Raw genomic sequence first — 12,642 nt, 5'->3', positions numbered from 1 at the left:
GATGGGGGCGGGCGGGAGCTGCAGGAGAAGGCGCGGCGGATGCTGGCTGAGGGGCCGCCGGTGGTGACCGTGGCTGAGCTGGAGGATGCGCGTTATGGGGTGAGTGATCTGCTGGATGATCTGGCCGGGTGTGCGGCGCGGGAGGCGGGCGGCGAGCGGCTGTTCATCGTCGGCGAGCTCAGTCGTTGCACCGCCGAGCTCGCGCTGCTGGCGGCCGGGGCTTGGGCCGGAGGCGGCGGTAAGCAGCTGGCGCGGCGGCTGGAGGAAGCAGTGCCGGGGCTCGCCGCGCGGCTTCAGGCAGCGGGGGCCCTGGCGCTGGAGGGGAAGAGCGACGCGTTGAGCGCGGTGGCGCAGGAGGTGCTTGACGGTTCCGGGGGTCGGCTGTGGGCGGGCTACCGGCGGCAGGGATATCTGCCGGGCATGCCGGAAGCGAGCACCGACCGCTGACAGCCCGGCACCCGTGGTCAACTGTCGTTCATGCCCCTGCTCATGCTCGGCTCCTGCCCGCCCACCCACGTCGCCGACGACGTCGCCGCCGCGATCGAGTACGTCACCTGAAGGACGTGTCGATGACCCGGTCGTGAGACCGTATCTGACCATGACCGAGCCTCAGCCCACCCTGTTCGCGTACGGGACTCTGCAGTTCGACGAGGTGCTTCGCGCGCTGCTCGGCCGCGTGCCGTACCACGAGCCCGTCGACGCGCCGGGATGGCGGGCCGCGGCTCTGGAGCGGCGGCTCTATCCCGGGCTTGTCGCGGCGCCCGGAGTCGTCGCGACCGGCGTGCTGCTCAGCGGGCTCAGCGGCCGGGAGTGGGGGATCCTCGACGCCTACGAGGACGATCAGTACGAGCTGCGCGAGATCGCGCTCGCGCAGGGCGGACGGTGTCTCACCTACGTCTGGGAGGGTGGCGACGTACGGGACGAGGACTGGGACGCGGAGTTGTTCAGGGCGCGTTATCTGAGTGAGTACGCCGCCCGTTGCGGGCTCGCATAGGGAGGGCGTTCGTGTTCGGAGCAGGGCGGCATCGCCGCAGATGGATCATCGCCGTGTGGGCCGGGCTGTGCGGCGTCGGCTTGGCCGGCACCTGGGCGCTGAACGCGTCCTCGGCGCCGGATCCGTCACCCACACGTTCGGAAAGCCCGGAGTGCGCAAAGGTGATCGCGAAGATCGACGCGCAGCTGGAGAAGGCCAGGAAGGAAGGGGAGGACGAGATCCTGGGCTTCGGAAGCGTGGGTTCCGAGGACTGCTCGGCGGAAATCGAGGAGCACCTCAACGAACGTTGAGCGGATTGACCCGGACCTCGATATCCTCCGACTCCGCCTCCACCACCGCCTCCGCCGTCACCCGCACGCTCACCGGACGCCCCGTACCCGACTCGACGAACGACAGCGGCGGTCGCCCGTCCTGCAGATGCCGGTCGCCCCACTGCATCAGCGACAGGAAGACCGGCAGCAGGTCCTCGCCGGCCAGCGTCAGGTGGTATTCGTCGCGCGGGCGGCTGCCCTGTTCCTGATACGGGACGCGGATGACGATCCCGGCCGCCTCCAGCTGCTTGAGGGCGCGGGACACCGCGGGCGCGGAGGCGCCGATCCGGGCGGTGAAGTCCTCGAATCTGGCGGTGCCGTAGAAGCACTCGCGGACGACCAGGAACGCCGTCTTGGTCGTGAGCAGGTTCAGTACGCGCTCCGCCGAGCAGCCGTCGCCGACCGACCAGCTGTCGCGGTCGCGCAGTCGCTCTTCGAACTCCATCGCCACCCCGGCATTGTAACTAACGCTTGCGTTAGCCAGGAGGGGCGTGGTTAGGTCTGGCTAATGGAGTCGTTAGTCAGGGACAGGGGAGCTCAACTGCCATGCCGCTGTGGACCGTTCACCACACACCCGGGACCTTCACCGACGAGGACAAGCATCGTCTCGCCACCCGGATCGCCGACCATTACGAAGCGGCCGGGCTGCCCCGCTTCTACGTGATGACGCTGTTCCACGAGACCCGGCCGGAGGACTTCTACGTCGGCGGTGAGCCGGCCCCCGCCGGGGTCCGTATCGCCGTCGACCACATCGCCCGGCGCAATCCCGACGAGGACAGCCGCCGCCGCACCGCCCAGTGGATCAAGGGCATGCTGCGGCCGCAGCTCGAGCAGCACCCGGGGCTGCACTGGGAGTTCCACGTCGACGAGACCAGCCGGGACCTGTGGATGATCAACGGAATCGTGCCGCCGCCGGAGGGCTCCGCCGCCGAGAAGGAGTGGGCGGAACAGAATGCCCCAGCCCCCTACTGATGGCGGCGGGCCGGTGGCGGGCCTGTGGGGCAACCCCGCGTACCGGACCTTCCTCGGAATCCAGACGCTCTCCGCGCTCGGTGACTCCTTCTCGTACGTCGCGCTCCCGCTGCTCGTGCTGCACAGCACGGGATCGCTGCTGCAGATGGGCCTCGTCACGGCGCTCACCGGCGCCGCGTCCATCCTCACCGGGCTCTTCGCCGGCGTCGTCGTCGATCGCTTCGACCGGCGGCGGCTGCTCATGCTCGCCGACGCCGCGCGCTGCCTGCTCTATCTGCTGATTCCGCTCGCCTGGGCCTTCGCCACGCCGGTCTGGCTGATCTATGCCGTCGTCCCGCTCGCGGGCTGCTTCTCGATGCTCTTCCAGGTCACTTACGTGACCGTGGTGCCCTCGATCGTCCGGCCGGACCAGATCACCAAGGCGAACGGGCACATGTACGCCACCTACGCGGTCGCCGGCGTCGCCGGGCCGGCGCTGGCCGGCTTCGTCGCGTCGGTGGCGGGGCCCGCGGCCGCGATCGGGATCGATGCGGCGACCTTCGCGGTGTCGGCGGTCGGCATCTTCTTCGTCCGGTTCGACGGCCGGCCGTCGTCGTCCGGAGCCGCCCAACGCGGCAATGTCCGGCAGGAGTTCCTTGCCGGTGCCAAATTCCTGTTCGCGCACCCCGTGCTGCGCCCGCTCACGCTGCTGCTGTCGCTGCTGACCTTCCTCATTTACGGGCTGACCGACCTGGTCATCTACCTGATCAAGCACGAGCTGCACCATCCGGACACCACCGTCGGCTACGTGCTCACGGCCGGGACGGTCGGCTCGTTCATCGCCTCGGCCGCGGTGGCCCGGGTGCGCAAGCGGCTCGGCTTCGGCGTGGCGTGGGTGGGTGCCTTCGTGGTGGCGGGGTTCGCCATCGCCGGGATCGGGGTGGCGGGGAGTGTGCCGGTCATCGCCGTGCTGATGGCGGTCACCATGATGTGTACGGGCATCGCCGGCATCTGCTCGATGTCGCTGCGGCAGGAGGTCACGCCCGCCCATCTGCTGGGCCGGGTCACCTCCGCGTTCTGGACCATCCACAATTCCCTGGGCCCAGTCGGCGCGGGCGTCGCCACCGCCGCGGCGGGCGGGCTCGGCGTCACCGGTGTCTGCCTCGGCATCGGCGCGGCTGTCCTGGTCATCGCCCTGAGCGGGACGCTGACCGGCATCAGGACCGGAGGTCGTCCAGCGCCCGGAGCAGATGCGGGGCCACCCGCTCCTGGGTCCGCGCCAGTTGCTGCGGAGAGTAGGCCCGAGGGACGGACTCCACCAGCATGATCAGGTAGAGGTAGGCGCGGTAGAGGGCGAGGCGCCGGCGGGCCGGGGCGTCGAAGCGGAGCGGGTCGCCCTCCTTCGCGTAACCCTCCAGGAAGGCGCGGTCGTCCTCGATGTCGCCGAAGAGGGCGAGGGAGACGCAATCGGCGAGCGGGTCGCCCCAGAACATCCGCTCGCCGTCGATGATGCCGCTGAGGCGGCGATCCCCCGGGGAGCCGTCCAGGAGCAGGTTGCCGTCCCAGAGATCGAAGTGGACGAGCGTCGGGCGGGTGACCTCGTCGAGGGCGTCGGAGGAGGCGGCGGAGGCGAGCAGCGCGCGGCACTCGGTGAAGCCGACCGGGAGGGTGGCGTCGTAGCGCTCGGCGTCGTCGAGCAGCGCGGTGGTCATCGCGGTGAATGCCTCGCGCCAGGTGGCGGTCAGCGGGCCGAAGGGCTCGGCGGGGTAGCCGAAGCCGGGGCCGGTGAGGGTGTGCAGCCGGGCCACGTGGCCGCCCAAGTCGCGGCGGAGGCGGTGACGTTCAGAGAACGCCACGTCGCCGTTCGCCGAGTGCCAGGGGGAGCCCGGGCAGGACGTCATGATCAGGTGGGGGTTCGGAGGAGCGGGCTCGTGTCGTACGAGCCGCGGGACCGGAACGTCCGGCAGCGTCGATGCCGCCTCGTAGAAGGTGGCCTCGGCGTGCAGCAGGCGGGTTTCGTAGCTCAGGTGCGGGTGGGTGGCCTGCGGCGGGAGCTTGATCACCCATGGCTCGGCGGCGTCCGTGAGGTGGGCTCTGACGACGGTGTTGTACGTGCCTCCGGACAACGTCTCATAGTGCACCGCGGGCACGCCCGGGGAGTTGAGCGCGGCCGCTACGGCCTGCGCCGCGCGCTGTCGGTGCTGCCCGGATGTATCAGTCATGCGGTCAATGATCCCTGTTGTGCGAGGACTTGTGATGTTCCTTGAGGGCGTGCTGTCATGACTCGGTGATACGCAGAAGCGTTCTGTGTTTCATCGTATCTCTGGAGGAGATCAGCCCATGACGGAACTCAGCAGGCGCAAGATGCTCGCCTCCGGCGGAGTCCTGGGGGCCTTGGGGGCGCTCGGGATGGCCGCCCCGGCGCAGGCCCGGTCGCTGATGAACTGGACTTGGTCGCCGCAGGGTTCGGTCGCCGGCGCCGGGGCCGGGGCCGATCCGCGGTGGGTGTGGGACGAGGAGGCCGACCCGCTCGTCGCCGCTCTGCTGGACCGCGGGGACGTGCCCAAGGTCAACGAGCTGCTGTGGAACTGGGAGCGCAACGACCAGCCGCTGCCGGCCGGGCTGCCGAAGGACCTGCACGCCTTCATCGAGCGGGAGCGGCAGCTGCCGTCGTGGGCGGACCGGGGCAAGCTCGAGACGGCGGCCGAGTTCAACAAGTCCCGCGGGCTGTACCTCAATCTGCTCAACGGCGTCGGCGGCGGCATGCTCAGCACCGCCATCCCCAAGGAGGCGCGGGCCGTCTACTACTCCAAGGGCGGCGCCGACATGGAGGACCGCGTCGCCAAGACCAGCCTCCTCGGCTTCTCGGTCGGGGCGCTGGACGCGTACCGGCCCGGGGGCACCTGTCAGGTCGAGGCCATCAAGACCCGGCTCGTGCACGCCGCCGTACGGCACCTCCTCCAGCAGTCGCCGCACTGGCCCGATGAGATCCCGATCAGCCAGAACGACATGCTCGTCACCTGGCACACCCTCCCCACCTTCGCGATGCGCCGGATGCGCGACTGGAAGGTGCCGATCTCCGACGCCGAGGCGGACGCGTATCTGCACGTCTGGCAGGTCACCGCGCATCTGCTCGGCATCAGGGACGAGTACATCCCGGCCGACTGGAAGGCCGCCAACGCTCAGTCCGACCAAGTGCTTCCGCCCGCGATGGGGCCGACGCGCGAGGGTGTCGAGCTCACCGACATCCTGCTCGGGCAGCTCGCCGACCAGACCAGCCTCGGTACGGGCATCAGCCGCCCGCTGTGCAACGCCCTCGCCCGCTACCTCGTCGGCGACAAGGTGGCCGACTGGGACCGGATCCGGCGCGAGCCGATCTGGGACCTGGCGGTCTCGGCGGCGTGGCCGCTGCTGGTGAAGTTCCGCGAGGGCGTCATCGACAAGCCGCTGGTGCCGGAGGCCGCCTGGCTGCTGGACGAGGCTGCCCGGCAGTACATCCTCTTCTATCTGACCAAGGGGCAAGAGACGAAGATCGAGATTCCCACGGTCAACCGCCCCGAGCGGGCGAGCTGAGTGGCCCGCATGCGAAGACGGAAGAGCACGATCGCGCTCGGCGCCACCGCCGTCGTACTGGTCGCGGGCGCGGCGGTGCTGCGCTTCGTGGTGGTGCCGGCGGTGCACCAGGTGCCCGACGACCTTGATGCCACGGCCCGTTACGCGGGCACCGCCTCGATGCTCAATGCGGCGGCGCTGAAGACCGGCGACTCCAAGAACGCCTTCCTGAAGGGCATCCCCGTCACCGGCGCCCAGCGGGTCCGCGTCACCGGCACGGACGGCGGCACCGCGGTGGTGGACGAGGACCTCACCGTACGGACGCGGGACGGCAAGAAGCTCCGCACCGCGCACCACCGGTACGCCATCGACCGTGTCGACCTGGACGCGGCGAAGCCGCCGGACGGCAGCAAGGCGGAGCGGCACCAGGGGCTCGTGGTCGGCTTTCCGCTGACGCCGGCCAGGACCGACTATCCCTTCTGGGACGCCGCCACGCAGGCGACGGCGCCCGCCGCGTACCGCAAGACGGTGACGCGGGAGGGCCGCGAGGCGTATGTCTACCGCTTCCGTCAGGCGGGCAAGGTCGCCGAGCCGGCGCAGCTGGCCGCGCTGCCCAAGGCGCTGCCGAAGGCGCAGCTGAAGGGGCTCGCGGCCGGGAAGCCCGCCGCCGAGCGGAAGAAGCTGGCCGCGGCGCTCGCCGCGCTGCCGGACCCGGTGCCGCTGACGTACACCTCGACGGCCGACACCACCTTCACCATTGACAGCGGCACCGGGACGCCGCTGCATACCGCCAAGACCCAGACGGTCACGGCGAACATCGCCGGTTCCACGCCGCTCGCCCAGGTGATGGACCTGCGCCTGGCGTCCACGCCGGCGTCGGTGAAGGAGCGGGCCGCGGACGCGGCGGACGCGGCGCGCCTGCTGTCGCTCGCGAAGAACGTGATCCCGGCGGCGCTCCTCGGCCTCGGGGTGCTGCTCGCCGCCGCGGCCGTGTGGACGGCACGGCGGCGGAATCCCTGAGGCCCGCTGAGCGGAGGCGCTGTGCCGGTGATCAGTCCCGGTACAGCGCCTCGATCCGCTCCCCGTGCAGCTCTCGCACCACCCGTCGGCGCAGCTTCAGCGACGGTGTCAGCTCGCCGGTGTCCGGGCCCCACTCGCGGTCGAGGAGGGCGTAGCGCTTGACCTGCTCGGTGCGGTTGAGGCGGGCGTTGGCCGCCGCCACCGCCCGCTCGACCTCGTCGCGCAGCCGCGGATGTGCCGTTACGGCGGCGAGGTCGCCCTCGATGCCCTCGGCCGCCGCCCACGCCGCCGTCGCCTCCGGGTCCGGGACGAGGAGCGCGACGAGGTACGAGCGGCCGTCGCCGTGCACGAAGGCCTGGCCGATCAGCGGGTGTTCCTTGAGGGCGTTCTCGACGAGGGCGGGGGAGACGTTCTTGCCCGTCGACGTAATGATCATTTCCTTCTTGCGGTCCGTCAGCCAGAGGAAGCCGTCCTCGTCGAGCCGGCCGATGTCGCCCGTCGCGAACCAGCCCTCGGCATCCACCGCCGGCTCCACCGAGCCGTCGGCCCGGAGATAGCCGGCGAAGACCGTCTCGCCGCGCAGCTCGATCTCGCCGTCCGCGGCGATACGGACCTCCACGCCCTCGATCGGCCGGCCCACCGAGCCGAGGTGGAAGCCGGACGGGCTGTTGGTGGTGGCGACGCCCACGGTCTCGGTCAGGCCCCAGGCGTCGTAGATGACGATGCCGAAGCCGGCGAAGAAGTCGACCACATCGCGCGGCATCGGCGCCGAGGCGCTCGCGGTCCAGACGAGGCTCTCGAAGCCGGCCAGGGAGAGGAGCGGGTTGATGACCTCGGCCTTGGCCTTCTCGTACGCCGCCGTGAGCTCTTCGGCGGGCCGCTCCCCGCGCTCCAGGCAGCCGATGTACGCGCGGGCCGTCTCGCCCGCCGCCGCCAGCGCTTGCTGCTGCGGCTCCGGCAGCAGCCCGAGCCCGGCCTGTATCGACGCGGCCAGCTTCTCCCACACCCGCGGCACGCCGAAGAACTCCGCCGGGTGCAGCTCGCGCACCGTCGCCGCCACCGCCGTCGGGTCCACGCACAGGCGGACGTGGGCGGCGCGGAAGACGGGCAGATAGATGCCCAGCATGCGCTCGGCGATGTGGGCGAAGGGGAGGTAGCAGACGTGCTCGACGTGGTCGGGGAGGTCCGTGACGCCGTCCAGGGAGACGGCGTTGCGGAGCACGTTGTGGTGGCTGACCACCACGCCCTTGGGGTCGCCCGTCGTGCCGGAGGTGTAGACGACGGTGAGCGGGTCCTCGGGGGCGGTTTGCTGCCAGGCCTTCTCGAAGGCGTCGGCGTCGTACGTGCGGCGGCCGAGCTCGAGGAGGGCCTGGTAGCTGCCCGTTGAGACGTCGAGCAGCCGCTCCATGCCGGCCGGCTCGAACCGTGCGGCCTGCTCGGCGCCCTCGACCACGGCTAGGCGGGCGCGGCTGTGGCGGGCGATGTAGGCGACCTGGTCGGGTGCGGAGGTGCCGTAGACGCTGACCGGGACGGCGCCGAGGTGGACCAGTGCGAGGTCGCACAGCCAGTGCTCGGGGATGTTGCCCATCATCAGCAGCACGTGGTCGCCGCGGCCGACGCCGTGCGCGGCGAAGCCGGCGGCGAGGTGCGCGATGCGGGTATGGGCCTCGCCCCAGGTGAGGGTGGTCCACGTGTCGTCCGGCGCTCGCCAGGAGAGCGCCGGGAGGGCGGCGTGGTCTTCGGCGTTACGGGCCAGCAGGGACGGGATGGTGAGCGGTTCTGGCAGGCGCAGGATCGTGGTCACAGCGGCCTCCTAAGCCGGTACTACAGCCAGGTCTTCACGGTCTCGAGCTGCCGCGCCGGCTCCGGGCCGACGGGGTGGACGTTGAGCATGGTGACGCCGGCGGCGCGGAAGGCCTCCACCCGGTCGCGTACGTAACCCGCGGGCCCGCACAGGGTGGTGAGCTCGCACAGCTCGTCCGGGACGGCCGCGGCCGCCTCGGCCTTCCGGCCCGCGAGGTAGAGGTCCTGGATCCGCTCGGCCGCCTTCTCATAGCCGTACGCGCGGGCCAGGTCGTTGTAGAAGTTCTTGCGGCGGGAGCCCATGCCGCCGATGTACAGGGCGAGTTGCGGACGGGCCAGATCGCGGTAGGCGGCCGCGTCGTCGCCGATCGCGAGCAGGCCGCCGGCGACGATCTGCAGCGGGCCGAGCTCGGCGGAGCGGCCCGCGCGGCCCTTCGCCAGGGAGGCGCCCCAGACGTCCTGCAGCTTCTCCGGGATGACGAAGGCGGGCAGCCAGCCGTCCGCGATCTGCGCGGTGGCCTCGGTGTTGGCAGGCCCGAGGGCGGCGATGTAGACGGGCACGGACGGACGTACCGGCCTGGTGAGGATCTTCAGCGGCTTGCCGCGGCCGCCGCCCTTGTCCGCGGGCAGCGGCATGTCGCTGATGCCGTGGTGGTCGATCACCTCGCGGCGCAGGATGCGGCGGCAGAGCTCGACGGTCTCGCGGGTGCGGCCCAGCGGCCGGTCGTACGGGCGGCCGTGCCAGCCCTCGACGACCTGCGGCCCGGAGGCGCCGAGGCCGAGGATCGCGCGGCCGCCGGAGACGGCGTCGAGGCCCGCGGCGGTCTGGGCGATGAGGGCGGGGGTGCGCGAGTAGACGTTGAGGATCGCGGAGCCGATCTTCGCGCGCTCCGTACGGGCGGCCAGGTAGCCCATGATCGTGGGGGAGTCGAAGCCGTACGCCTCGGCCACCCAGATGGCGTCGAGGCCGGCCCGCTCCCAGCCCGCCACCTCGTCGGCGGCGGCGCGGGGGTCGGTCGCGTACTGGAGGGTGGTGGCGAGTTCCATGGGGGACAGTGTTGACGTGCGCAGTGAAACAAGTCAATGGCTCGTGTATCACTGACGCTGGGGAGGCCCCCGAGGGTCAACTCCCCAGCAGCGGCGTCAGATAGCGTCGTACGAACTTCCGCGCCTGCTCGGTGTCGTCGAGCTGGAAGCAGCTGACCGGGTTGAGCAGGAACGACACCGTGATCCGGACCATCAGCTCGGCCACCGGCGTCGGGTCGCCGGCCGGGCGGCCCTCCTCGCGCTGGGCGTGCCGCAGCCGCGTGGTCAGGTAGTCGCGCATCATCAGGAACTGCGGGCCGCTCTCCACCGTCAGATACGGCAGCATGAACTCCGGCTCGAGCCGCAGCAGTCCGCCGATCAGCGGGTGGTCCCTGATGTGCCGGAGCAGGATGACGAAGCCCTCCTCCAGGCGCTGCTGCATCGTCGGCACGTCGGCGACGGCCTCGTCGACCTCGGCGACGAAGCGGCGGTACTCGCGCAGCAGGCACTCCTGGACGAGCTGGTCCTTGCTGCCGATCCGGCGGTAGACGGTGACCCGGGAGACCTTGGCGCGCCGCGCCACGTCGTCGATGGTGGAGCGGCGCAGCCCGAAGGTCATGAACTGCTCGCACGCCGCGTCCAGGATCTTGCCGCGCAGCTCGTCCTCGGCCGGGGCGTCGGCCGCCGCGCGGGCCAGCACGACGGCCTCGGCCTCGGTGTCGCTTATCGGTTGTGCCATACAGAGAGACTAACTCAGTGCATCTGTTTCACAGTCCGTACGTCCGGCCGATGATGTCCCGCTGGATCTCGCTCGTCCCGCCGTACACCGTCGACACCACCGACGAGCGCAGCAGCGCCTCCATGCCGTACTCGGTGGCGTAGCCGTAGCCGCCGAGCATCTGCATGCCCTCCAGGGCCATGTGCTTGGCGAGTTCGGTGCACTTCAGCTTCGCCATGGAGGCCTCGCGGGCGAAGACCTTGTCGGGGGCGGCGTCGATCTGCGCGGCCACGTCGTCGAGCAGCAGACGGGCGCACTCCAGCTCGGTGGCGTTGTCGGCGATACGGTGCTTCAGCGCCTGGAAGGAGCCGATGGGGCGGCCGAACTGCTCGCGCTGGCGCACGTAGTCGAGGGTGTCGTCGAAGGCGCGGCGGGCCACGCCGAGCATCAGGGCGGCGAGGATCATCCGCTCCAGATTGAGCCCGGTCATCAGCTGCGGCCAGGCCTGGCCCTCGGTGCCGACGACCGCGGACTCGGGGAGGTAGCAGTCGGTGAAGTAGAGGTCGTTGACCTCGCGGCCGCCCATCGTGTCGATGCCGCGGATCTCCAGGCCCGGGGTGTCCGCGGGCACCATGAACTGGGTCAGCCCGGCGTGCTTGGACTCCTCCTGCGACGTACGGGCGATGAGGAGGATGTGGTCGGCGAGATGGGCGTTGGAGCACCAGGTCTTCTGCCCGTTGATGACGTAGCCGCCGTTCTTGCGCTCCGCCCGGCAGGACAGCGCGCCGACATCGGAGCCAGCGCCCGGCTCGGACATCGATATCGCCTCGATACGGCCGCGCACGACACCCTCCAGCACGGTGCGCTTCTGCTCCTCCGAGCCGAACTTCTCGTACGCGGCGGCCGCGATGATCGTGGTGGAGAAGCCGCTGATCGGGGCCCGGCCGTACGCGGTCTCCTCCAGGAAGAGGCAGAGCTCGCCCATCCCCATACCCGCGCCGCCGTACGCCTCCGGGACGGCGATCCCCAGCCAGCCGAGGCCGGCCATCTTCTCGTAGAGCTGCTGGCTGTGATGATCGCGGCCGCCGGCCGTGAGCAGGTCCCGCTGCTCCTTCGTGCCGCACTCGCGGCGGCAGAAGTCGGTGATCGCCTTGACCAGGTCGCGGCGCTCGTCGGTCAGGACTCGGGGCATGGCGGGTTTCCTTTCAGGGCGGGGAACACCGTGTTCAGCAGGTGCAGCACCGTGCGGGTCAGCATCACGTGCAGGTCGTCGCGGGTGAGCGTGCCGCGCACCAGCCACTCGCGGGAGGCGGCCTTCAGCATGGCGCTGTGGGCGCGGAGCATGGCGCGGAGCTTGGTGCGGCCGTCGGCGATGCCGGTCAGCAGCGCGGCTTCGAGGATGTGATCGGTGGCGATCTCGTCGGCCTCCAGCATGATCCGGTCGATGTCCGGGTCATTGCCGAGCGCGGCGGGGCCGATCGCCGAGAGCCACATCTCGCGGTTGCGCTCCACGACGTCGAGCCAGCGGCCGACGCAGATGGACAGGCGCTCCTCGGGGGTGCCCGGCGGCAGTTGCTCGGATACGGAAGGCGGCACGACCATCATCTGCCGCACGACCTCGAGGTAGAGCTGCCGCTTGTCCCCGAAGTAGTGGTTGATCAGCCCGCGCGCGACCCCGGCCGCGGCGGCGATGTCGGCGGTGGAGACGGCGCTGTAGCCGTCGGCGCCGAAGAGCCGCCGGGCCGCGATGAGGATCTCGGCCCGGCGGGCGTCGGGGGACAGCCTGCGGCGCTGCGTTCGCTGCATGGGGCAACGGTGATGCCCTATTGGCGAAGTGTCAATAAGGGGTGGGACTTTGGGGGGTGAGTTGGGTCAGCGGTAGAGGAGGTACTTGCGGCGGGTGGCTTCGAAGGTGGCGACTTCGTCGGCCCAGGCGGCGACGACGTCGTTCGCGGATTTGCCGTCGTCGATCATGGTGCGCAGGCGCGGTGAGCCGGAGAGTTTGTCGATCCAGTAGGGGCGCTGGGTGTCCCAGCTGTCCTTGCGCCATTCGAAGGCGGCGTATTTCTTCGCTTCGACCAGCATCGCCACCGCGGTGGGGATGGGCTGGTAGCGGCGTCGGTCGGTGATGTGGATCTGTACGCCGGCGCAGGTTTTGCCCTGGTGTTTGCTGAAGGTGGGGACGAAGTAGGCCTCGCGGAAGGTGACGCCGGGCAGTTTCAGGGCGTTGAGGCGGTCGCTGTAGTGGTAGTCCAGGTAGGGGCCGC

General features: G+C 70.7%; 13 protein-coding genes and 2 pseudogenes. 7 read left to right on the top strand and 8 right to left on the bottom strand.

Annotated elements, in window-relative coordinates:
- The 3 genes and pseudogenes from G5C51_RS33735 to G5C51_RS33725 all read left to right on the top strand — a co-directional run.
- Window positions 1-447, top strand: a pseudogene (locus G5C51_RS33735) (nucleotidyltransferase domain-containing protein); the annotation flags it as partial.
- A gap of 151 nt (window positions 448-598) precedes the next feature.
- Complete coding sequence (locus tag G5C51_RS33730) at window positions 599-994, top strand: gamma-glutamylcyclotransferase family protein (protein WP_165243170.1); 396 nt, start codon at window positions 599-601, stop codon at window positions 992-994.
- A gap of 11 nt (window positions 995-1,005) precedes the next feature.
- Entirely contained in the window at window positions 1,006-1,284 is a 279-nt protein-coding gene (locus tag G5C51_RS33725) for a hypothetical protein (protein ID WP_165243168.1), read from the top strand.
- Here the strand turns inward: G5C51_RS33725 and G5C51_RS33720 are convergent.
- Complete coding sequence (locus G5C51_RS33720) at window positions 1,271-1,750, bottom strand: winged helix-turn-helix transcriptional regulator (protein ID WP_206314624.1); 480 nt, start codon at window positions 1,748-1,750, stop codon at window positions 1,271-1,273. The two genes, G5C51_RS33725 and G5C51_RS33720, sit on opposite strands and share 14 nt — an antisense overlap.
- A gap of 101 nt (window positions 1,751-1,851) precedes the next feature.
- Here G5C51_RS33720 and G5C51_RS33715 point away from each other — a divergent pair, with 101 nt between their 5' ends.
- Together G5C51_RS33715 and G5C51_RS33710 are read left to right on the top strand one after the other, a co-directional pair.
- A complete protein-coding gene (locus tag G5C51_RS33715) occupies window positions 1,852-2,277 on the top strand; it encodes a tautomerase family protein (protein ID WP_165243164.1) in 426 nt (141 codons plus the stop codon).
- Window positions 2,258-3,583, top strand: a complete 1,326-nt coding sequence (locus G5C51_RS33710; protein WP_165243162.1) for an MFS transporter — start codon at window positions 2,258-2,260, stop codon at window positions 3,581-3,583. The genes G5C51_RS33715 and G5C51_RS33710 overlap by 20 nt, the downstream gene beginning before the upstream one ends.
- Here G5C51_RS33710 and G5C51_RS33705 read toward each other — a convergent pair.
- Window positions 3,474-4,478 carry a phosphotransferase family protein gene (locus G5C51_RS33705; protein WP_165243160.1) on the bottom strand — a complete coding sequence of 335 codons (1,005 nt, stop codon included), beginning with the start codon at window positions 4,476-4,478 and terminating at the stop codon, window positions 3,474-3,476. The two genes, G5C51_RS33710 and G5C51_RS33705, sit on opposite strands and share 110 nt — an antisense overlap.
- Window positions 4,479-4,596: 118 nt before the next feature.
- Here G5C51_RS33705 and G5C51_RS33700 point away from each other — a divergent pair, with 118 nt between their 5' ends.
- Window positions 4,597-5,829 (top strand): oxygenase MpaB family protein, encoded by a 1,233-nt coding sequence (locus G5C51_RS33700; protein ID WP_165243158.1) that lies wholly within the window; start codon window positions 4,597-4,599, stop codon window positions 5,827-5,829.
- 9 nt (window positions 5,830-5,838) lie between these two features.
- Window positions 5,839-6,828, top strand: coding sequence for a porin PorA family protein (locus G5C51_RS33695; RefSeq protein WP_165243156.1), 990 nt, complete (start codon window positions 5,839-5,841; stop codon window positions 6,826-6,828).
- Window positions 6,829-6,859: 31 nt separating this feature from the next.
- Here G5C51_RS33695 and G5C51_RS33690 read toward each other — a convergent pair whose 3' ends face one another.
- The 6 genes and pseudogenes from G5C51_RS33690 to G5C51_RS33665 all read right to left on the bottom strand — a co-directional run.
- Window positions 6,860-8,632: an AMP-binding protein gene (locus G5C51_RS33690; protein WP_165243154.1), complete on the bottom strand. Its 1,773-nt coding sequence runs from the start codon at window positions 8,630-8,632 to the stop codon at window positions 6,860-6,862.
- Between the two features lie 20 nt (window positions 8,633-8,652).
- Window positions 8,653-9,678 carry an LLM class F420-dependent oxidoreductase gene (locus tag G5C51_RS33685; RefSeq protein ID WP_165243152.1) on the bottom strand — a complete coding sequence of 342 codons (1,026 nt, stop codon included), beginning with the start codon at window positions 9,676-9,678 and terminating at the stop codon, window positions 8,653-8,655.
- Window positions 9,679-9,754: 76 nt separating this feature from the next.
- Complete coding sequence (locus G5C51_RS33680) at window positions 9,755-10,396, bottom strand: TetR/AcrR family transcriptional regulator (protein WP_165243150.1); 642 nt, start codon at window positions 10,394-10,396, stop codon at window positions 9,755-9,757.
- 28 nt (window positions 10,397-10,424) lie between these two features.
- On the bottom strand, window positions 10,425-11,567 hold the full coding sequence (locus G5C51_RS33675; RefSeq protein WP_165243148.1) for an acyl-CoA dehydrogenase family protein: 1,143 nt from the start codon (window positions 11,565-11,567) through the stop codon (window positions 10,425-10,427).
- Window positions 11,552-12,181, bottom strand: a complete 630-nt coding sequence (locus tag G5C51_RS33670; protein WP_165243146.1) for a TetR/AcrR family transcriptional regulator — start codon at window positions 12,179-12,181, stop codon at window positions 11,552-11,554. The genes G5C51_RS33675 and G5C51_RS33670 overlap by 16 nt, the downstream gene beginning before the upstream one ends.
- A gap of 66 nt (window positions 12,182-12,247) precedes the next feature.
- Window positions 12,248-12,642, bottom strand: a pseudogene (locus G5C51_RS33665) (DUF1343 domain-containing protein); the annotation flags it as partial.

It is taken from the genome of Streptomyces coryli, from assembly GCF_011044975.1.
In the GTDB taxonomy this organism is placed as follows: domain Bacteria; phylum Actinomycetota; class Actinomycetes; order Streptomycetales; family Streptomycetaceae; genus Streptomyces; species Streptomyces coryli.
This window is presented reverse-complemented; position numbering and strand designations above follow the sequence as displayed.